This is a genomic window from Alteromonas sp. BMJM2 (assembly GCF_027257845.1).
Lineage (GTDB): Bacteria > Pseudomonadota > Gammaproteobacteria > Enterobacterales > Alteromonadaceae > Alteromonas.
This window is the reverse complement of the sequence record NZ_JAPVOT010000009.1, coordinates 68,425-89,330: the sequence shown is the minus strand read 5'-3', so window position 1 is coordinate 89,330 and position 20,906 is coordinate 68,425. Positions and strand designations below refer to the sequence as shown.

The 20,906-nt window shown below is 44.3% G+C and carries 14 protein-coding genes and 4 tRNA genes; 15 read left to right on the top strand and 3 right to left on the bottom strand.

Translation table 11 applies throughout. The annotated features are described in order from the left end of the window. Positions 1–309 precede the first annotated feature (309 nt). The 4 genes from O9X84_RS11585 (at position 310) to O9X84_RS11570 (ending at position 6,679) form a co-directional block, all read left to right on the top strand. Entirely contained in the window at positions 310–1,641 is a 1,332-nt protein-coding gene (locus O9X84_RS11585) for a Na+/H+ antiporter NhaC family protein (RefSeq protein ID WP_269519926.1), read from the top strand. Between the two features lie 65 nt (positions 1,642–1,706). Further along, positions 1,707–5,693, top strand: coding sequence for an ATP-dependent RNA helicase HrpA (hrpA, locus tag O9X84_RS11580; RefSeq protein ID WP_269519925.1), 3,987 nt, complete (start codon positions 1,707–1,709; stop codon positions 5,691–5,693). A gap of 130 nt (positions 5,694–5,823) precedes the next feature. Then, positions 5,824–6,126, top strand: a complete 303-nt coding sequence (locus O9X84_RS11575) for a PilZ domain-containing protein (RefSeq protein WP_163107205.1) — start codon at positions 5,824–5,826, stop codon at positions 6,124–6,126. 343 nt (positions 6,127–6,469) lie between these two features. Next, on the top strand, positions 6,470–6,679 hold the full coding sequence (locus tag O9X84_RS11570; protein ID WP_269519924.1) for a DUF2061 domain-containing protein: 210 nt from the start codon (positions 6,470–6,472) through the stop codon (positions 6,677–6,679). A gap of 149 nt (positions 6,680–6,828) precedes the next feature. On the opposite strand, the gene O9X84_RS11565 is transcribed toward O9X84_RS11570, so the two are convergent. Further along, the gene (locus O9X84_RS11565; protein ID WP_269519923.1) at positions 6,829–8,022 is read right to left on the bottom strand and encodes a class I SAM-dependent rRNA methyltransferase; all 1,194 of its coding nucleotides are present in this window, start codon (positions 8,020–8,022) and stop codon (positions 6,829–6,831) included. A gap of 269 nt (positions 8,023–8,291) precedes the next feature. On the opposite strand from O9X84_RS11565, the gene O9X84_RS11560 reads away from it, so the two are divergent. After that, positions 8,292–9,269, top strand: coding sequence for an NAD(P)H-quinone oxidoreductase (locus O9X84_RS11560; RefSeq protein WP_269519922.1), 978 nt, complete (start codon positions 8,292–8,294; stop codon positions 9,267–9,269). Between the two features lie 17 nt (positions 9,270–9,286). Here the strand turns inward: O9X84_RS11560 and rnhA are convergent, their stop codons facing one another. Then, on the bottom strand, positions 9,287–9,757 hold the full coding sequence (gene rnhA, locus O9X84_RS11555) for a ribonuclease HI (protein ID WP_269519921.1): 471 nt from the start codon (positions 9,755–9,757) through the stop codon (positions 9,287–9,289). Between the two features lie 241 nt (positions 9,758–9,998). Here rnhA and dnaQ point away from each other — a divergent pair, with 241 nt between their 5' ends. The 9 genes from dnaQ (at position 9,999) to O9X84_RS11510 (ending at position 16,684) form a co-directional block, all read left to right on the top strand. Continuing rightward, positions 9,999–10,703, top strand: a complete 705-nt coding sequence (gene dnaQ / locus O9X84_RS11550; RefSeq protein ID WP_269519920.1) for a DNA polymerase III subunit epsilon — start codon at positions 9,999–10,001, stop codon at positions 10,701–10,703. A 96-nt stretch (positions 10,704–10,799) separates the two neighbouring features. Continuing rightward, the gene (locus O9X84_RS11545; protein ID WP_269520007.1) at positions 10,800–12,272 is read left to right on the top strand and encodes a TIGR03503 family protein; all 1,473 of its coding nucleotides are present in this window, start codon (positions 10,800–10,802) and stop codon (positions 12,270–12,272) included. A 206-nt stretch (positions 12,273–12,478) separates the two neighbouring features. Then, positions 12,479–12,555 (top strand) — tRNA-Asp (locus O9X84_RS11540). Between the two features lie 28 nt (positions 12,556–12,583). Then, a tRNA-Asp gene (locus tag O9X84_RS11535) sits at positions 12,584–12,660 on the top strand. A gap of 41 nt (positions 12,661–12,701) precedes the next feature. Next, positions 12,702–12,778 (top strand) — tRNA-Asp (locus O9X84_RS11530). Between the two features lie 57 nt (positions 12,779–12,835). Beyond that, positions 12,836–12,912: transfer RNA gene (locus tag O9X84_RS11525), tRNA-Asp, on the top strand. Between the two features lie 171 nt (positions 12,913–13,083). Then, positions 13,084–14,634, top strand: a complete 1,551-nt coding sequence (locus O9X84_RS11520; protein WP_269519919.1) for an EAL domain-containing protein — start codon at positions 13,084–13,086, stop codon at positions 14,632–14,634. 125 nt (positions 14,635–14,759) lie between these two features. Continuing rightward, positions 14,760–15,458 carry a lipoprotein-releasing ABC transporter ATP-binding protein LolD gene (gene lolD / locus O9X84_RS11515; protein WP_269519918.1) on the top strand — a complete coding sequence of 233 codons (699 nt, stop codon included), beginning with the start codon at positions 14,760–14,762 and terminating at the stop codon, positions 15,456–15,458. Beyond that, complete coding sequence (locus O9X84_RS11510; RefSeq protein WP_269519916.1) at positions 15,458–16,684, top strand: lipoprotein-releasing ABC transporter permease subunit; 1,227 nt, start codon at positions 15,458–15,460, stop codon at positions 16,682–16,684. The genes lolD and O9X84_RS11510 overlap by 1 nt, the downstream gene beginning before the upstream one ends. Before the next feature lie 156 nt (positions 16,685–16,840). On the opposite strand, the gene O9X84_RS11505 is transcribed toward O9X84_RS11510, so the two are convergent. Further along, positions 16,841–18,187 (bottom strand): dicarboxylate/amino acid:cation symporter, encoded by a 1,347-nt coding sequence (locus O9X84_RS11505; protein ID WP_269519915.1) that lies wholly within the window; start codon positions 18,185–18,187, stop codon positions 16,841–16,843. Between the two features lie 114 nt (positions 18,188–18,301). On the opposite strand from O9X84_RS11505, the gene O9X84_RS11500 reads away from it, so the two are divergent. Then, complete coding sequence (locus O9X84_RS11500; RefSeq protein WP_269519914.1) at positions 18,302–20,851, top strand: beta strand repeat-containing protein; 2,550 nt, start codon at positions 18,302–18,304, stop codon at positions 20,849–20,851. Positions 20,852–20,906: the final 55 nt, after the last annotated feature.

Here is a 20,906-nt window from a genome sequence, read left to right as displayed (position 1 = left end):
CTTTTTACCGATAGTTGCGAGGTTATCTGAAAGGGACAAGGTCAACACGCCAAGTAACACTGCAATCTGTCTAATTCCCTTTTTTTCATTGCGCCCCCTTAAATGCATTGGGCGTGGTGAAAATTCGAAGCAGTGTTTACATTAAGCTTTGTATTTCTACCCTCATTTGGACGTGTCACTTTTTTAATGCACAGAACACGTGCGTGATAAATTGAAAGCCCATCAGGTTTTTAATTTTCTTTTGCAATATAATCAAAACGTTTTATCCTCTCCACCTAATGAAATTTGACGAAACATAAACGAGTTCCTGTGCATCCAACTAATTCTGTCGCGCCAAATCCAATAGGGCTAACGCCCATTCTTCTTTTTGTCATCCTTGTGGTTGTAACGGGTATTACTACCAACGATATTACTTCGATGCCCATACTTGTTGCGTTCTTCATTAGCGCAGGCTACGGCCTTTGCCTTAACCCTAAGAACGAAAAGGTCAGCTTTTCCGAAAAGGTCCAAACCTTTTGCAAAGGCGGTGGCGATAAAAATATTATCTTGCTAGTGCTTATCTTCCTTCTTGCAGGAGCGTTTTATGCAGTAACCATTGATATTGGTGCTCGTGATGCTACGGTAAACATGGCGCTGCAGTTTGTGCCTTCTTCACTTATTTTGCCCGGCCTGTTCCTTATTTGCTGCTTTATTTCTTTTGCAATGGGAACGTCAATGGGAACAATAACGGCGCTTTCACCCATAGGAGCAGGCCTTGCTACTAATCTTGGGCTGCCAATTGAAATGGCGCTGGGAATAGTGGTGGGCGGGGCTATGTTTGGTGATAACCTCTCGTTCGTGTCAGATACCACTATTGCGGCAACCAGAACTCAAGGTGTGCAGCTTAAAGATAAGTTTCGGGCTAACCTAATGGTTGCTCTTCCTGCCTGCATTGTGACTATGATTTTACTTCTATTTGTTGATGTGGACACATCGGGAATTGTGCAAGCACAGAGCTATGATTTTTGGCGAATAGTGCCGTACTTGTGCATTATAGGTTTTGCGCTAAGTGGGTTTAACGTAATAAGCGTTCTTGCGGTAGGTATTGCCAGTGCATGCATAGTTGGCCTTGCTCAAAGCAGTTTTACTTTACTGTCAATGATGCAAAGCATTCAAAAAGGCATGGGCTGGATGCAAGACTTGGCGATGATTGCTATCACTATTGGCGGCATTGTGGCGTTAATGCATGCTAATGGCGGTATTACGTGGCTTATTCAACGATTAACAAAAAGAGTCACCACCAAAAAAGGCGCTGAATTTAGTATTGCTGGGTTAGTTAGCTTCTTAGATATTACGACTGCCAACAATACTATTGCTATTGTCACTGCGGGACCAATTGCTAAAGACTTGAACGAAAAGTATGGGGTTGATCCTCGCCGCACCGCTTCGTTACTGGATATATTTTCATGCAGCTTTCAGGGGCTCGTGCCCTATGGCGCCCAGCTTCTTAGTGCTGCGGCAGTAGTGGGAATTTCTCCCTTAGCCATTACCCCTTATTGTTGGTATCCCATGTTGATTTTCGTTTTCGGGATAGCGGCAATTAGCTTTGGTTTTCCTCGATTCAGTGAACCACAGGGCGATGAGTTAACCCAGTCACGCTAAATCTCCGTACTAGTTGCCAATATTTGAATTTAACGCTCTAAAGTTATTTTTCGTAGGATGTTACTTTGTCTTCACCCATTGCAATAAAACCGCTTTATCTACAGCTCGACTCCTGCCTTACGGCAGATAAGTTTCGGTTAAAGCGACGTATTACTCAGCTTGCCCAAGCGCTCAATGCCTCTGAAATTAAGGCCTCATCTGAAACCAAAGCTGCGGCACAAGGAAAGACCGCCTCTGAAACTTCGACCGCTTCAAAAGGCATTGAGCGCAATAATGATAAACTGCTGCAGCAGTTTGAAAAATTAGAGAATGACATTGCACGCTCTGTTGAGAAAAAAGCACAGCGAAAAGCAAATTTACCGAAGGTTGAATATCCACCGCTTCCTGTCAGCGACAAAAGAGAGGATATAAAAGAAGCCATTGCAAATAACCAAGTTGTTATTGTTGCGGGTGAAACGGGCTCAGGGAAGACCACACAGTTGCCAAAAATCTGTTTGGAGTTAGGCCGCGGTGTTGACGGTATGATTGCTCATACGCAGCCAAGACGACTTGCCGCGCGAAGCGTAGCCACGCGAATTGCTGAAGAATTGAACACGCCTTTAGGTGAAAAAGTAGGCTTTAAAATTCGCTTTAGCGACCAAGTCAGTGAGCGAAGTTACGTAAAGCTGATGACCGACGGTATGCTGCTAGCTGAAATGCAGCAAGACAGATTCTTAAATCAGTACGACACTATCATTATTGATGAGGCTCACGAACGAAGCCTCAATATTGACTTCTTGCTTGGGTACCTGAGCCAGTTGCTAGATAAACGCCCAGATTTAAAGCTTATTATTACCTCCGCGACTATCGATCCAGAACGATTCTCTGAGCATTTTAACAATGCGCCCATTATTGAGGTAAGTGGCAGAACTTATCCTGTAGAGGTTCGTTATCGCTCTAATGAAGACAGCGACTCAGAGGTAGAGCAAACTGATGCAATCATACATGCTGTGGATGAACTTATGGGGGAGGCGCCAGGTGATATATTGGTGTTTCTTAGTGGTGAGAGGGAAATACGCGATACCCAAGATGCATTAAGTAAGCAGCACTATCGCAATACTGAAGTGGTTCCACTGTACGCACGTCTGTCTGCTTCGGAGCAAAATCGAATATTTCAGTCTCACAGCGGTAGGCGCATTGTACTTGCTACCAATGTAGCGGAAACCTCTCTTACTGTGCCAGGTATCAAATACGTTATCGACCCAGGTTTTGCACGTATTTCCCGCTATAGCGCTCGAAGTAAAGTACAGCGATTGCCCATAGAAGCCATTTCTCAAGCGTCGGCAAATCAACGGGCAGGGCGCTGTGGTCGTGTGTCTGACGGCATCTGTATTCGACTTTATAGTGAAGACGATTACTTAGGCCGTCCTGAGTTTACAGATCCAGAAATATTGCGAACAAATTTAGCGTCAGTCATTCTGCAAATGCTGGCCCTAGGTTTAGGTGATATTGCAGCCTTCCCATTTGTACAGCCGCCAGATAATCGCAATATCAACGACGGCTTTAGGTTGCTGGAAGAAATTCAGGCAATTGCAAAACACAAAGACAAGATGCAGCTGACAAAGATGGGTAGAAGTATTGCGCGACTCCCTATCGATCCTCGCTATGCGAGAATGGTTATTGAGGCAGACAGTACCAACGCGCTTAGCGAAGTCATGGTTATCGCTGCAGGCCTCTCTATACAAGACCCACGAGAGCGGCCCCAAGAAAAACGTCAGCAAGCGGATGAGAGTCACAGTGAGTTTGCAGATAAAGACTCAGATTTTATTAGCCTTCTTAACCTTTGGTTAGGTTTTAAAGCGCAGCAAAACAACCTTACCCAAAACCAACTTAGGAAATGGTGTAAAACGCGGTTTATCAACTACCTGCGTATGAGAGAGTGGCAGGACATTGTCAGCCAACTGAAAAAATCTATCGCCGAATTAGGGTTTGGTATTAGCAGTCAAGAGGCCGACTACCAGGCTATTCATCAAGCTATTGCAAGTGGCCTTCTATCTCATTTGGGTTTCAAGGATAAAGACCGAGAGTATTTAGGCTCTCGAAATACCAAGTTTATGATCTTTCCGGGCTCGGGTTTGTCGAAAGCACAACCTAAATGGATAATGGCGGCGGAGCTAGTAGAAACATCAAAGCTGTTTGGGCGTATGGTTGCCAAAATTGAGCCGTCTTGGATAGAGCCCCTTGCCACACACGTGACGCAAAGCAGCTATTCAGAGCCTCACTGGTCCAAAAAAAGAGGCGCAGTTATTGCCTTTGAAAAAGTGACGCTGTTTGGCCTGCCCATTGTGATGAAACGCGCGAAAGTCTATAGTCTTATTGACCCCGCAATTTGCCATGAGCTATTTATTCGCGAAGCGCTGGTGGCCGGCAACACGAAAATCAATTATCAATTTCTGCAGGAAAACCAAGCACTGCTTGAGCAAGCTGACGAATTTGAGCAAAAGACGAGGCGTCGAGATCTACTTGTCGACGATGAAGAGCTTACACACTTTTATGCTCAGCGAGTTCCCGTTGAAGCAAACAACGATGCAGCTTTTAAAAAGTGGTTTAAACAGCACGGTAGTAATGAAAACCTCACGTTTAGTGAAGAGGATGTATATCGTCAACAGCCAGGCCAGTCCGTTGCCAATGCGTTTCCTGATATTTGGCGACAAGGTAACATCACTCTGCCCCTTAGCTATAATTTTGAACCAAATGCTGAAAACGATGGTGTCACTGTTCTAATCCCGCTGCCCGTACTTAACCAAGTCGATGATGTTGGCTTTGATTGGCTGGTGCCGGGGTTAAGGCATGAACTCATTGTTGGAATGATAAAAACCTTGCCCAAGCGCTTGCGCAGAAATTTTGTTCCGGCGCCTAACTTTGCTGATGCCTGTCTTGCAGATATAACCGAGACGGATAAAAACAATCGCCCAATAGCGATAGTAGAAGCCGTTGCCGATAAGTTGCGAAAAATGACAGGGGTTGTGATTGAGCCAGAGGATTGGAATTTCGAACAACTAGACAAGCACTTAAAGATGCATTTTGCTGTGACCAACGACAACAATGAATTTATTGCGTCTGGCGACGATTTGCACGCGCTGAAACAGCAATGTGCAGGACAGGTTCAAAAAACATTTGAGAAAGCGGCTACCCCTGATTTAGAGCGAAACGACATTGAGCAGTGGGACTTTGAATCTATACCTGATACTTTTGTGCAAAAGGTGGGTGGATTTGAAGTACAGGCATTTCCGGCACTGGTGAAACGGGGCGATAAAGTGGATATTGCTCTTGTCGATGAGGCTGATAAAGCTGCGGTTGAGCATCGACAAGGCGTGAATGTTTTAATTAAAAACGCCATGCCTTCTCCATTGAATTACTTGCAAAATAAGCTGCCAAATAAAGCAAAGCTAGGTCTTTATTTTAATCCTTTCGGTCACGTGAAAGCGCTTATCGATGACTGTATTTTTGCGGGTATTGATGCCTTGGTGTCTGACTATTGCAAAGCGCATAATACTGATATTAGAAAAAAAGCAGACTTTGAAGCCTGTGTTGATAAAGTCAGGGCTGACATTAATGACAAAGTGCTCGGTATTGCTAAGCAAGTAGAGCAGGGGCTTACGCTTGCCCATCAATGTCAAAAGCAAATGAAGGGCAATGTGCAGCTAACCATGATTAACGCATTAGGCGATTGTAAGGCTCACTTGGCGTCATTGGTCTATCCAGGGTTTGCTTCTCACATTGGAGAGAGCAGGTTAGAAGATTGGAATCGATATATAAAAGGCCTTTCACGTCGATTAGAAAAGCTACCTATCGATCCTAATAAAGACAGGATGCATCAGCTTACGATTGATAAAAGTATTAAAGAATGGGAAAAAGCGTGCAGTAAATATCCGAAGGGAAAGGTACCAGAGGCCCTTGATGATGCGCGGTGGATGATTGAAGAGCTAAGAGTATCTTTATTCGCACAGCAGCTTGGTACTGCGTACCCCATATCGGCAAAACGTATTTCCTTGTTCTTAGACGATTTTTAATTCTTGCTATTACACACTGTATGTACACATAATTGTACGTAATTTAATCGCTTGGTTTGACAAGTGATTATCCTCAATCTATAACAGAAAGAGGGTAGTAAGCGTGAGCTAAAAATCAGAGGAAGTAGGCATGCTAGGATACGACGATAAGCGTAATTTTTTCAGGATGATGGTCAACTCGCCGTGTCAATTACAGGTTACAGACGATGAGTCTAGCCGTACGATGCAGGCGATGTGTAGGGATATAAGCGCAACGGGCATGTCTCTGGAAGTGGATGAACCTGCTATTGAGGTGGGAACGCAGATTAGTGTCGCCATAGAATCCTCCAGTTCACAGATACCATCACTTGCAGCCCTTGCTAATGTGGTGCGATGTGAACCTGAAACCGATGCAAGCTGCATCATTGGTGTTGAAATTACTCAAATGAAATAGCACGAATTAGGTAGCACGACTTAGGTATCACGCATCTGGCACCGCACAGCAAAAGGCGTATAGGTGTTGCTCGTACGTACTGCTGTCACGCAACAGATGCGAGGTGTTATTTGATATTTAAAAAACGGCGTAGGTCACTTTGGATCTTACGCCGTTTTTTTGTGTCTTGATTAAAAAAAGCGATTACCTTGTTATTTAAAATGGATGAGCATTTCGCTTGCAATTAATAATAATTCTCATTACGATTTCCCTCATTGCGATATTGGTTGTTAGAACATTAACCAACTCGATAAAGCATCACTGTTTAAACAAAATCAATTGAAGCGAATTTGAGGAGCCAATTGTGAAAAAGACAATAACATTTGCCATTATGCATTTTGCGGTAGCGTTTACCGTTGCCTATTTACTAACGGGCAGTATGGTCGTAGGTGGTCTGGTGGCACTCGTTGAGCCAGCAGTGAATACGGTGGCTTTTTACTTTCACGAAATGGTGTGGAGAAAGCTAGAGCAAAAGCCTGAAAGTGACAGTGGTATGTCTCAGCTCGCTTTATAAGGTAAAAATAGCGTAAGGTAAATCACAACCTTAGTAATGCCAACAGCTACCTCATACAACTGCTTCCTCGCACAATTGAGTAGCGTTTGAAAAGCGTTTGCGAAGCGTTTGCAAACGCTAGTTTAGTCCGACGACTAAAGCGATTTTCTCTAGTCGTCAGTGACCTCACAAACCAGACCTTTTAAGTAATAACCTTCAGGGTAGCTGCCAATGATAGGGTGGTCAGAGGCTTGATTAAGCCTAGCAATAATTTTTATCGTACGACCTGCATCAAGGGCGGCATCGGCAACAATTTTTTGAAATAAATCTGCTGGCATCAAGCCAGAGCAGCTAAATGTTAGTAAAAGCCCCCCTGATCTTACCGCGTGAATACCATACATATTTATGTCTTTATAGCCTCGTGCTGCGCGATTGAGGGTGGCCTTGTTATCGACAAACTTTGGCGGGTCGAGAATAACCATATCAAACTGCTTTCCTTCACTTTGATACTCTCGTAATGCTTTAAAGACGTCTTTATTAATGTATTGCGCTTTATCTTCGTCAAGCCCATTAATAGCAACGTGATGCTTCGCTAAGTCTAATGCTGGTTGAGAAACATCTACATTAGTTACGGATCTGGCTCCGCCCTGTAGCGCATAGCATGAAAAGGTGCCGGTATAGCTAAAGCAGTTTAATACGTCGGCGTCTTTTGCATAATTGCCAGCGGCAGCCCGGCTGTCTCTCTGGTCGAGGTAAAATCCTGTTTTGTGACCATTTTCAATATCAACGACAATTTTGAGCCCGTTTTCTAATACGGTAACTTTGCTAGGTGGTGTACCGTGTAATACGCCCATCACTGGCTCTAGCCCTTCTTTTTTGCGAACATCTACATCGCTGCGCTCATAGATATGCACATCGGGAAGTAATTTAGTGATTGCCCACACTATTTTGCTTCTGTGTTTTTCTCCACCAGCACTGAGCAGTTGAACCACGGCCACGTTGTCGTACAAATCGATAGTAATGCCAGGCAGGCCATCACTCTCTGAGGCCACCCATCTAAACGCATTCGTTGTTGCGGGATTGAACAAGCGTTTGCGAAGGACCAGCGCAGTTTCTAATTTGCGCATAAAAAAGCCATTGTCGATGCTTTCATCTTTTTTAAACGTCCACATACGAATCCGAATCTTTGATTCTGGAGAGTAAGCACCACGACCTAACCATTCACCTTCAGAATCGAAAACATCAACCGTATCGCCAAATTTTGCTCGACCTTTTACTTCTGCCACCGCGCTTTCGAAAATCCAAGGGTGACGCCGACGCAAAGATTTATCTCGGTTAGGTTGAAGTATGACTTGTGCTGACATGAAGGCTCTCTTAATAAATAAAATAGATGTAATAACGTTTAAAGAGGGTAAAAAATGCGCGGTTAAACTCATGGGTAATCATGGGACACCCTACGGACGACAACGCGGCCCTATCATACCGAAATTTAGCTTACCGTGTGCGGGTATCTGTTGTGAAAAACCATATTGCGACAGCAAGTTCAGTAGGTCTCAGCGCTAACTAAACTTTAACCCTAGTCAGCGCGTAAAGAAATCACATCCGCAAATGCGGCTATCTACTGGAGAGTAAAATGTATTACGTAGACTTTGAAAAAGGATGTTCGCCTTCAGAACTCACTGTAAAAGAAAAAGAGTCCTATGGGCTGCCTGATGGAATGGTTAAAGTAGAGGTTAAGGCTTTTGGGGTTAATCGTGCCGATACATTGCAACGTCAGGGGCACTATCCCCCACCGCAGGGCGAAAGCACAATACTAGGGTTAGAGGTTGCTGGTACCGTAACAGAAGTAGCATTAGGTATCTCCAATGTTAAAGAGGGCGATCGGGTTTTCGGACTAGTTGCCGGCGGTGGCTACGCAACAGAGGTTATTGTTAACCCTTTTCACTTAATGGCCATCCCCGACGGTATGCCATTTGTTGAAGCGGCTGGACTGGCCGAGGTATTTTTAACGGCCTTTCAATGTTTGCGAACTATTGCCCATGTGAAGCCTGCTCAGCGCGCTCTTATTCATGGGGGAGCCAGTGGGGTAGGGCTTGCCGCTACCCAGTTATGTCGCTATTGGGGCGTGCACAGTGCTGTTACTGCTTCATCACAGGAAAAACTGACGTTATCAAAAGACAATGGTGCCGAACTACTCATAAACTACAAATCACAATCATTTGCTGAGGAAATAAAAAGGGAATGGCCTGAAGGCATCGATATGGTGCTTGATATGGTGGGAGGAGACTACCTCAATAAAAACCTAAGCGTGATAAAGCAAGACGGCATTATCGTTAATCTTGCTATGCTAGCCGGGCGCTATGCTGATAATCTAGATATGGCACTATTACTTGGTAAGCGAGCAACGATAACAGGGACCACGCTGCGCAATCGCAGCGATGCGTACAAAGCGAATCTTATTCGAGACTTCGCCACGGTGTGCTTACCGGCGTTTGAGACCGGCGAGCTGGTGGTCAATCTAGATACCCACTACAACATTAAAGATATAGGCAAGCCCCATGCTCGTTTAGAAAATAATGATACAAAGGGCAAGATAGTGGTGTCTTGGTAAATTGAACCTATAGCAATCTATTTACCGGCGAAACCGTCGTCTGGTTTCGTCGGTTTAGATTCAGCGGCGGTTCTTGCTAATACGTCACATCGCTCATTTTCGGGGTGACCTGAATGCCCTTTCACCCAATGCCAGTTAACCGAGTGTTTTTTTACCGCTTCATCGAGTCTTTTCCATAAGTCTGCATTTTTCACTGGCTTTTTATCTGATGTTTTCCAACCGTTCTTTCGCCAGTTGTGGATCCACTGATTAATCCCATTTTTAACATATTGGCTATCGGTGGTGAGCTCCACGTTGCATGTTTCCGTTAACGAGTTTAGTGCTTCAATGGGCGCCAGTAGCTCCATTCGATTGTTAGTGGTGTGGGCAAAACCATCACTCAACTCTTTCCTGTGACCTTTATAGATGAGCACAGATCCATAGCCTCCTGGGCCTGGGTTTCCCAAGCAAGAACCATCGGTAAAAATGTCTATGGTTTTTTGTGTCATATCGTGTTTTCCGTGTGTTTTTACCGCACGTCTTTTCGACTGCAGCCTTTTTAATCGTGCACTCTATTGCAATAGAATTGGCAAATGCAGCTTTCGGCAAGAAGTGCCCTTTTAATGGTGAGCCATTATCAGCTCTTATGTGAGAGGGCTGCACATTTATTTTTTACTTATTTCCCTTAGCCTGTGGCGATGGGGTTGATATACTATCAAAAAATAGAAACACATTAATAGCAGAGGATGTATGCGCCAAATTGTTTTAGATACTGAAACGACGGGTATTGACCCCAAAGAAGGCCATAGAATCATTGAAATTGGCTGTGTAGAGGTCGTAAATCGCCGTTTAACGGGTAATCACTTCCATGCCTACATCAATCCCGGTCGCCATATAGAGCAAGAGGCGATAGAAGTGCATGGCATTACCAATGAATTCCTTGCAGATAAACCCGTGTTTTCATCTGTGGCAAATGACTTCGTAAACTTTATTAAAGGTGCTCAGCTTGTTATTCACAATGCGCCGTTTGACGTTGGGTTTATGGATCATGAATTTAAGATGGAAGCGCGCACCAAAGGTGTTATTACCAGTCAAATTTGCGATGTACTGGACACGCTAACCCTTGCCAGAAAAATGCATCCGGGGCAGAAAAATAACCTTGATGCCTTGTGTAAACGCTACGGTATAGATAATAGTCATCGAACGTTGCACGGTGCTTTGCTTGATGCCGAAATTCTTGCCGATGTGTATCTTTTGATGACGGGCGGACAGACTAAGCTCAAATTGGCGTCTAACGGTACTAGCGACGCTGATGCTACAGCGCTTCGTCGTATTGAACGCACGGCAAATAAATTAAAGGTTATTAGGGCTAGCGCCGATGAGTTAGAAAGGCATGAAGCTCGGCTAGATATAGTCGAGGAAGCGGGTGGCAGCTGTATATGGCGTCCTCAATAGTCGAATATAACCTAAGGCAGGTAAGTAATCTTGGTGGATAACCAATTTAATCAATTGCAGCAGCACTACAGCGTGAGAGTGTGGATTTATTGCGCAATGCTCCTTTTAGGCACATGGTGTACAAACGCGTCGTCACAATCGCTGCGGGAACAGCAAGATGTTGCATTGCAAACTGCTGATGGCGCGGTAACCCCTAGTGAAGGGAAAAAGCAATCGGTAGACACGTCGGTTATTTCTCAGCTTGGAGATGACTACACTAATTCCATAGAATTATTAAAAAATCGTTTTCGCGTGGACTACAACGTCGAAGAGATCACCATGGTGTTCTTTCGCAAATACGGTTCTGCACCCGTTGTGCTAGTTCGACCCGATGGCTCTAAATTATTTCAAGGCCGGGTAGACGAAGAAAAAGTTAAGTGGTTCGATTCCGATTCCTTCGACATGATCACGATTAAAAATCCTGTCCCCGGTCCGTGGCAAGCAGTGGGTCAAGTGCTACAAGAAAGCCGGATTATGGTTATTTCTGATATAGAGTTAACCGCCGACCCACTTCCAAATATCCTTTTTTCTGGCGAAATTTTAAAGTCGACCGCCTATCTAACCAATGGCGGAGAGGAAATTACGAACAAGGAATTTCGAAATGTTGTGGATGTAGATATAGAGTTTATAAGCACCAACAATGCAAACTATAATAATTTTGGTGCGGTAGACGAGTTAGTCGCCACGTTTGAAGACGATGGCTTGGGGATGGACGAGCGGCCTGGAGATGGTATTTTTACAGGCCAGTTTAATTTAAAAATTGCGTCAGGAGAATGGAAGCCTGTTTTTTCTGTCGAAACACCAATGATGACCCGAGAGCAGGAAGGCTCTCCGATAATTTTGTACGAAAATCCTGTCGATATTTCGGTGGAAATAAACGAAAACGATTCCGGCTACCACAACTTGCTCATTGATGTAGACAGAGAGCTCGTTCAGATCGAATCCTTGCTGGTGGATGGCAAAGTGCGCTTTCCCAACGGAGATACACAAAATTTCTCTCTTACCGAAGGTGGAGCTGAGGCGAGAGAGTACCCAATTGTTGCTTATGAAAAAGGGGTATTCCGTGTAAAGCTTACGGCTTACGGAGCAACGATAGATGGCCGAGACTTTATTCTCGATGTGCCAGAATACACGTTTTTAGGTCAGGGGCCGCTCGAACCCGAGGTTGAAGATCCACTTATAAATGGCGAAGACCCTATTGTAGATGGAAGCGCCCCTGTAGTGCCCCCCGAGCCTGAAATGCCCCTTGAAACAGAAGAGAAGTCACCTGTTGATACTATAGATTCTGCTACCTTCACGCTGCTGGCTATCGCCATCAATGGCTCAATACTGCTTATTGGCATCATTATCGCAGTTATCATTATCTTGAAACGGAAAAAAGGAAGCGCGAGTAATACTGCGTCACTAAAACCAAAGCAAAAACCAAAACAAAAACCCATGGATGAGTCATCGCTTACACTAGATGACAAACCTAAAGGAATTAAGAAACTGTTTGCCGTGTTTAAAAAGAAAAAGCAGGGTGAAAGCTAGGTCTGTTGCTCTCGATGTTGTCGTAAAATTGCTCACCTTGGATTTTATTTCGACATTGTGTTTATTAAACGGTCAAACAAACTGCAGATGACAATTTTATTAATAAAAAGCATTGACTCCACATTGGGGAATACGTATTATCTGCGCCGCAGTGAGGGCACAGGGTTACAGCAACCTTTTTAACTCACTGATAACATTGAATATGTGGAGCGGTAGTTCAGTTGGTTAGAATACCGGCCTGTCACGCCGGGGGTCGCGGGTTCGAGTCCCGTCCGCTCCGCCACTTTCAATGATATAACTAAAAGGTCTTCGGAGCGGTAGTTCAGTTGGTTAGAATACCGGCCTGTCACGCCGGGGGTCGCGGGTTCGAGTCCCGTCCGCTCCGCCATTTAGTTATTAATTAGTTTTACCATATTAGCTCGGTTATGTGGAGCGGTAGTTCAGTTGGTTAGAATACCGGCCTGTCACGCCGGGGGTCGCGGGTTCGAGTCCCGTCCGCTCCGCCATTAACTGCGAGTCAAATATTAGGTTAAATTAATTTCATTTATGTAAGTCCATTGTGTGGAGCGGTAGTTCAGTTGGTTAGAATACCGGCCTGTCACGCCGGGGGTCGCGGGTTCGAGTCCCGTCCGCTCCGCCATCAATGGTCCTTGCACAGCATGATACCCATCGTAATTTTTTCAATTTCCCAATCTTTATTCGCCTTTATGTCTAATTACGCCTCTTTGTAATTGAACCAAAGTACAAGTGTTTTTTTTGCAAAATAGTCTACTCTTGACCTGGTATTGAACTATTAAGCACATGCACTCAGATGCCTCAGGAATCCACCAACAACTATATTCTTGCTGATAAAGCAAAAGCGACATTTGTAGCCTTCCTAAGCGTGGTAGTTGTTACATTCCTACTCATGCTCATCATGTTTTCCTTCGTGCGCTCAGAGGAAGAAAAGCGTGCCGTTGGCATTCTGGATAGTGTAGGTGTGGTGTTTCAAGATGCCGCTGCAACACTTGATAGAGTGAATACGTTGCCTTTTTTGGTTTGCGATGACGCCCACCTGTTTGAGATGAGGAAGATCTTATTTCGCTCTCGCTTCGTCAAAGAAATCGGTTTTTATGAAAATGATGCGCTTAGCTGTAGCACGTATTTGGGTATTCTAGATACTCCCTTCATCGATGCCGAGCCTGATTTCGTTACCGTGCAAGACGACATCTTTTGGATAAATACCCCTCTTGCACTGTTCGACGAGAAAGCGGCCGGCACCATTGTTAGAAGAGGACGCTATAACGCTGTTCTCGATATGGAGAGTATTATTGGCTTTAGTCGTTCTCAAGACTGGCAGCTTTTCTATAATGGCGATAAGTTTTATCACATGGCGGGTAACGAATCACTTATCGACAATGCCATTGCTGAAAATGAGTTGACAGATAGTTCTTATCTAGCTCTAGATTTTAGTCTGTGCCACGACATTTATTATCTTACATGTTTAAAAGTAAAACCGGATATGAATCGGTTGTTCGAGCTGCATATTGGGAAACTGTTTCTGTTGTTTCTTATCATGCTGATGACAGCAGCATTCTCTCATATATTTACGTTTAACTACCTTCGCCATAAACATTCCCTTGAGTCGAGAATAAAAAGAGGGCTCGCCAAATCGAGCTTTTATTGTGTATATCAACCCTTCGTTGACCTTGATTCGGGTAAAGTCATTGGCTGTGAGGTATTAAGTCGGTTTGAGGATGAATTAGGTACTATTTTTCCAGATGAGTTTATTCCACAAATAAAGGCGATGGGAATTACCCGAGACTTCACAGAAGATATGATTAAAAAATCTATGCTAGAGCTCACCAACAATGAGGGAATTCCTGAAGGGTTTAAGGTTTCGTTTAACCTATTTCCCATGGATTTTAACCAAGAATATTGCCTCGACCTAGACTTTGCCCTTAAATTGAATACTAAAGATTTTAAGTTAGTACTGGAAATTACCGAAGACGAGCAAATTTCAACACACAGCGCTATCAAGCATATTAAGTCACTGAAGAGTAAAGGCTTCCTTTTTGCTATTGATGATTTTGGGGTTGGCTACTCAAACCTTAGTCAGTTGAAGACGATGAACTGCGATTTTTTAAAAATTGATAGAAGCTTTGTTATGGAAATGGAAGAGAACAGTATTCGTTCATCACTTATTCCCCATATTGTTGGTATTGCCAACGGCCTTGAGATTAAGCTTATTGCTGAAGGCGTAGAAAACAGCGAGCAGGCCAGTGAACTACACAACCTGTCCGTTGGATTCGGACAAGGCTGGCTATTCGGAAAACCTCAATCAGTGGAAAGCCTCGCAGAAAGTGTACAACAAAGCACATAAGCGAATCGCCTTAATCTTGAGAAAGTATAAAGCGCCAAATTCACATGCCGCTGTCATTTTCTATTTGGTGTTGGTAGTGTTTAACGCTACCATTCGCACACTGACAAATAGAGAAGAAAAACCGCATGCAGTACGTGCTTTGTTGCCACAACATTTATAAAAGTTATCACGACGGCAGTAATGAAACTCCCGTTCTTCAAGACATATCACTTTCAATTAAAGCCGGTGAGCATGTTGCCATTTTAGGTAGCTCAGGCTCAGGCAAGAGTACCTTACTTCACCTGCTGGGTGGGCTCGATAAGCCAAGCAGTGGGGAAGTACAATTTAAAGGCAAAACCTTATCCTCCTTAAACGCGAATACTCTCGCCGCGTTACGCAACGAAGAGATGGGGTTCATTTACCAGTTTCATCACTTACTTGGTGAATTTTCTGCGCTAGAAAATGTGGCCATGCCTCTTAGAATTAGAGGGCTTTCAACAAAGGGTGCACAAGATAAAGCCAAGGCTATGCTTGAAGAGGTTGGGTTATCACACCGCACCTCTCATTTACCTTCTGCGCTCTCTGGTGGAGAACGCCAGCGCGTTGCAATTGCACGAGCACTTGTAACCGAACCCTCCATTGTACTGGCCGATGAACCCACCGGTAATTTAGACGATACCACTGGCGAGCAAATATATAAGCTACTAACCTCTTTAAGTGAAAAAAAGCACACCGCATTTGTGGTCGTCACTCACGATCTAGCGTTAGCAAACAGAATGGATAGAGTGCTGCGCATTAAAGATGGAAAGCTGGTTCAGTCTGACGCTGTAGGGATGCTGTCATAATGTTCGCATTAGAACTTGCAAGGCAGTTTCGTAAAACCCGCAGCCAGCAGCGTTTCATTTCTTTTATTTCCATGTCGTCAACGGTAGGAATTGCCCTTGGTTGCTTTGTACTAATTCTGCTATTAAGCGTAATGAACGGATTTGAAAAAGAACTGACCAATAGAATTCTCAGTGTTATTCCCCACGGAGAGCTATACAGCGTAGACAAGACAGGTATCGAGAACCTAGATGCTCAGCGCTATCGCTTGGAGCAAGACGAAAGAATAACGCGTGTGACACCTTACACCAAACTAACGGGAATGCTGCAGTACAAAGGGGAGTTGAAAGCTATAGAGCTCACTGGCGTTATTGCAGCCGACAATCAGCAACATTTTAGCGATCGCGTGACGCAATCTCAGTGGCTGTCCTTTCAAGATGACGAAAAAGGGGTGCTTATTGGTCAAGGTATTGCTGAAAAGCTTGGGGTTGAGCCTGGCGATGCTGTGCAGGTATTAGTGCCTGTAGCAACGAGCGACCTAACCTTTAAAGCACCTAAAACAATTACCCTTACAGTTAGCGGCTTTCTATCCATCGGCGGTGAGTTGGACAATTTAGTAGGATTAATGCATCTCGATACGGCATCAAGTGCGGCCGAGATAACGTCAAAAGCTCAAGGTATGCAATTTACGTTCGATGATGCCTATTCTGCAAACGCTATTATGAGAGAAATTGGCTATAGCTATCCCCAAGCAGTGTACATGTCTGACTGGACTCGCACGCAAGGGCATCTCTACAACGACATTCAATTGGTCAGGGCAGTGGTTTACATTGCCCTTGTACTGGTGATTGCTGTTGCATGTTTTAATATTGTGTCTTCTTTGGTGATGGCAGTCAGAGAAAAACAAGCCGCTATCGCTATTTTAAAAACAATGGGCGCTACAGATTCGCTCATACGCAACGTGTTTATTTTACAGGGAGCAATAAACGGGGTAGTGGGCATTACAGCGGGTGTTCTACTTGCGTTATTAATAGCGCCTAACTTATCTGCCATCGTGTTGTTTCTCGAAAATGTATTTGGCATTGAGGTGCTCTCAGGCGATATCTATTTTATTGATTTCTTACCGTCCGAGCTTCATTGGGGAGACGTTGGCATAACCATCGCCGTGGCCTTATTGTTATGTGTGCTGGCAACTTTGTATCCAGCGCAAAAAGCGGTAAAAATTTCACCGTCTTCAGCACTACATTAAAGACTTGTGGGCTGGCGAAACGGCCTTTGAGCTACTAGCATTCTTTTTCAGAGCAGAGTTAGGATGAGATAAAGTGGCAATAAAAAAGGTAGCATTTAAGCTACCTTTCTTGTTTATGGTAAATAATGAAAGACAAACACCCCGTTTATACCGCCATTACGTATTTCGATCAAAATGTTCAAAGTCTACGTCTTCTTGTTTTTCACCCGCGTTAGGGTCATTAAATATTTTCTCATCCAACGCTCCCTCACTTTTAGCAACAACACACGACACCATGCAATCGCCAGTAATGTTAACGGCGGTACGAGTCATATCAAGCAGCCTATCGACACCGATAATAAGGGCGATACCCTCTACCGGTAAATTAACTTGCTGGAGAACCATAGCAAGCATGATGAGACCAACGCCTGGCACGCCTGCGGTACCGATAGATGCTAAGGTAGCGGTTAACACTACCATCATGTAATCGCTTAAGCTTAAGTCCACAGCGTAAACTTGAGCGATAAACACCGTAGCAACGCCCTGCATAATCGCAGTGCCGTCCATATTAATGGTTGCACCTAATGGCAAGGTAAACGAGGACACAGAGTTACCCACCCCAAGCTTGTTCTTTGCCGTTTCCATCGTTACAGGGAGTGTTGCACTGCTACTTGATGTACTAAAAGCGAACAGGGCGGCATCGCGCATTTTCTTAAGTAATATAAGCGGGTTTAGCCCAGCAAGCACTTTAAGAAGTACTGAATAGGTGACTAATCCGTGGAGAATAAGCACTCCCAACACGAGAAAAAAGTACTTGGCAAGACTGAGGATAGTGTCTCCGCCAATAGTTGAGAATAGCTTTGCCATTAACACATACACACCATAGGGTGCGAGATTCATGATAATAGTAACCAAGCGCATTATCACAGTATTTATATCTTCAAATACTGCGGTAAGGCGCTTACCTGCGTTCCCTGTCATTGCCATAGCTATGCCAAATAGCACCGCAAAAACAATTATTTGCAGCATATTGCCTTGTGCCATAGAATTGATTGGGTTACTGGGGAACATGTTAACAATAACATCTGACAGGCTTGGTGCTTCTTTCGCTTCGAAGGTTGTTTCCGTTGCTAAATTTAAGCCTTCTCCTGGAGCAATAATTAGCGCTATACTCATAGCGAGTGTTATTGCTATGGCGGTTGTGACAACGTAAAGCCCAACGGACTTTGCGCCTAATCGACCTAGCTTACTGGGATCTGATAATGTACTTGTTCCACATATTAGTGAAACAAATACGAGTGGGACTACCAGCATTTTTAAGCTTGCTATGAATATTTGGCCTAAAGTTGAAAATATACCTTCTACAAGAATGTTATACGTTGATACTTGCAATCCGAATATCGAAAATGTGAAATCCCCGTTATCATCAAACAATAATTGAAGAATTACGCCAGTTAAGATACCGGTTGCCATGCCGATAAAAATTCGAGCGGTTAAACTATATTTGTGTGCAGATTGAGACATGAAAGTTCCCTGTGCATTATTATATTTTTAGTCTATCGTAGTGTGCCAGATTCATTTGATTTTTAAACATTTAAAACGACGCAATTACTAATAATAGAGGTTCAGGAACGAATTATGCGGACATTAGCGAAGACGCTAAGCTTATTTAGCGCAATATTTATGCTAACAGCATGTGGGGGAGGCGGTTCTGTCTCCAGGGATGATACAGACAATGGTGCAGGAAATGGCGACGGTGGAACAACCACACCAACCTATTCAGTTTCTCTTACACTTGAGAACACCAGCGGAGAAAGCGATAACAACTTAACAGAAGAAAATAGCTTATTCGCGGTAGCCTCAGTAGTCGACCAAGACGGTAATTTAGTGTCTGACAAATTAGTGACTTTTGCACTGAGTAATTCTGCGTTAGCAACGTTTGGCAATGACACTGCCACTGCGAGCACTAACGAAAGCGGTATTGCGCGCATTGGTCTCAACGCTAGTACAGCCTCTGGCGATGGTGAAATAACCGCAAGCCTCAGTTCTGGAGAATCAGGGACGACGACGTTTTCTGCGACTGCCATTGCGACAGGCGCAACAGAAAATTCTGTTACGCTAACGTTACAAAACAGTGATGGCGAAGAAGACAATAATTTGTCGACAAATAGTGCTCTAACCGCAGTGGCGACAGTAAAAGACGCTGATGGAAATCCACTTGACGATATTTTGCTTACTTTCTCACTGAGTAACGGCGAATTGGCGGAGTTTTCTAACGACACTGCTACTGCATTGACAAATGAAGCCGGTATAGCATCAATTGGAATGACGGTGAGTGATTTATCCGGCGATGGTGAGGTCATTGTAACTCTCCCTTCTGGAGAGTCGGACTCGACAACGTTTAGCTCTACCGGTCGTACAAGTGTTAGTGAGCAACCTGCTTCACTAGAGTTGTTTGCCGATAGCATTCAATTAGCATCAAGCGGTAGCGATGAAGTTGAGTTAATTGCACTGGTGAAAAACGAGCAAAGCGTGCTGATGGAAGGCGTGGAAGTGAGTTTTTCAGCACCTAGCACAGATGGTGTTGAATTACAGCTTATTCAAACCAATACAGCGGCAGATGGCACAGCACGGGCGCTATTATCTACAAGAAACAACGCAGCCAACAGAATTGTGACTGTGTCAGCTCAGGCGGGCTCCCTTAGTCCACAGAACGTCTCTATCGAAATCGATGGTACGGAAGTGACGGTGAATGGCGCATCATCAGTTATCTTAAATGATACTGTAGATTACACTATTCGCGTTCAAGACTCAGACGGTACGTCGATACTCAATCAACCTGTTTCACTTAGTGCCAGCGGCGGTGTTTTGGGTACTACTGAAGTAAATACTGGCTCTACTGGGCAGGCAACAGTGTCTTATACTGCGTCTGAATCAGGTGAGAATACAATTACTGCTACGGCATTAAACGCCAGTGCAACATTTACTTTGCAAGTTCAGCAAGATGAATTTAATTTCGTTAATTTACCAACAGAAGAAGTACCCGTTGGTCAACAGCAAGCCATTACCGTTCAGTGGCGTCAAAATAATGCGCCAGTAGTTGGCGAAAACATCACCTTTAGTGCATCTAGAGGAGCAATAAACGGTGCCTCGACGGTTGCAACCGACGCAGATGGTGAAGCTACAATTAGCATAAGCTCTACCAATGCGGGTATTTCATCTATTACCGCAACCGCTTCGGATGCTAATGGTGACGTACTTGTTTCTGCACTCACGCAAATTGAATTTGTAGCTACCACGCCGCATACCCTTATTGCTGATGCGTCGCCTGATTTATTGGGTCCAGATGGTCAAACAAGCACCATAAGTGCAGTAGTGCGGGACGTTGATGGCAATTTGGTCAAAAATAGTGTAATTAACTTCACCGTTTCAGACGTATCTACGGGCTTTGTGTCACCTTCACAGGCAACGACAGATAGCAAAGGTATTGCCACTACTGTATTCACGTCTGGTTCAGTGTCTACACCTGATGCAGTGGTGATTACCGCGTTTGTGGCTGATGATCCTTCAATAGAAGACGATGTTGTTCTGACCGTTGGTAACCGCGCGTTTGATATATCTATCGGTACCGGCAATGAGTTAGAAGAGCCTACCTCTACAACTTATTTAAAACGCTTTAGTGTGTTTGTATCAGACTCTGTGGGTCAGCCTGTTAGTGGTGTAGAGCTTACTGCATCTGTTACACCGGTTAAATTTGTTGATGGCGGCGAGTATCGGACTGGCTTTTGGGTTTATAATGACGACGAATCCATTTGGCAGGCTGTTGTTAACCAAAACTGTGAAACAGAAGATGTGAATGACAACGGCATTTTAGATACGACTCCTCGCGACGAGGATACCAATGGCGACGATATGTTAACGCCAGGCTCAGTGGGCACAATCACATTTGCAGTTGACTCGGTGACTGATGAGAATGGCTATGCAGAACTAGAGTATCGCTATCCTGCGAGCTATGCTGTTTGGTACGATGCAGTGATCTCCGTGTTCGGTCAATCGACAGGTAGTGAAGCAAAGGCATCGATGCATTATACATTAAGCATTTCTGCTGATGATGTAACTGATGAAGGTTCATCTCCGCCAGCCAATCCGTTTGGCGTAACAGACCAATGTACTGAGGTGACTCCGTAATGCCATTAAATTGGTATTGAGACAATAGTTAACAATAAAAAGCCGGCTTCATTTG

Bases quoted from the DNA above. Each gene is read 5' to 3' on its own strand.
- O9X84_RS11575 (WP_163107205.1), top strand. From the start codon at position 5,824: ATGCTAGGATACGACGATAAGCGTAATTTTTTCAGGATGATGGTCAAC.
- O9X84_RS11565 (WP_269519923.1), bottom strand. From the start codon at position 8,022: ATGTCAGCACAAGTCATACTTCAACCTAACCGAGATAAATCTTTGCGT.
- O9X84_RS11560 (WP_269519922.1), top strand. From the start codon at position 8,292: ATGTATTACGTAGACTTTGAAAAAGGATGTTCGCCTTCAGAACTCACT.
- rnhA (WP_269519921.1), bottom strand. From the start codon at position 9,757: ATGACACAAAAAACCATAGACATTTTTACCGATGGTTCTTGCTTGGGA.
- dnaQ (WP_269519920.1), top strand. From the start codon at position 9,999: ATGCGCCAAATTGTTTTAGATACTGAAACGACGGGTATTGACCCCAAA.
- O9X84_RS11545 (WP_269520007.1), top strand. From the start codon at position 10,800: ATGCTCCTTTTAGGCACATGGTGTACAAACGCGTCGTCACAATCGCTG.
- O9X84_RS11520 (WP_269519919.1), top strand. From the start codon at position 13,084: ATGCCTCAGGAATCCACCAACAACTATATTCTTGCTGATAAAGCAAAA.
- lolD (WP_269519918.1), top strand. From the start codon at position 14,760: ATGCAGTACGTGCTTTGTTGCCACAACATTTATAAAAGTTATCACGAC.
- O9X84_RS11510 (WP_269519916.1), top strand. From the start codon at position 15,458: ATGTTCGCATTAGAACTTGCAAGGCAGTTTCGTAAAACCCGCAGCCAG.
- O9X84_RS11505 (WP_269519915.1), bottom strand. From the start codon at position 18,187: ATGTCTCAATCTGCACACAAATATAGTTTAACCGCTCGAATTTTTATC.
- O9X84_RS11500 (WP_269519914.1), top strand. From the start codon at position 18,302: ATGCGGACATTAGCGAAGACGCTAAGCTTATTTAGCGCAATATTTATG.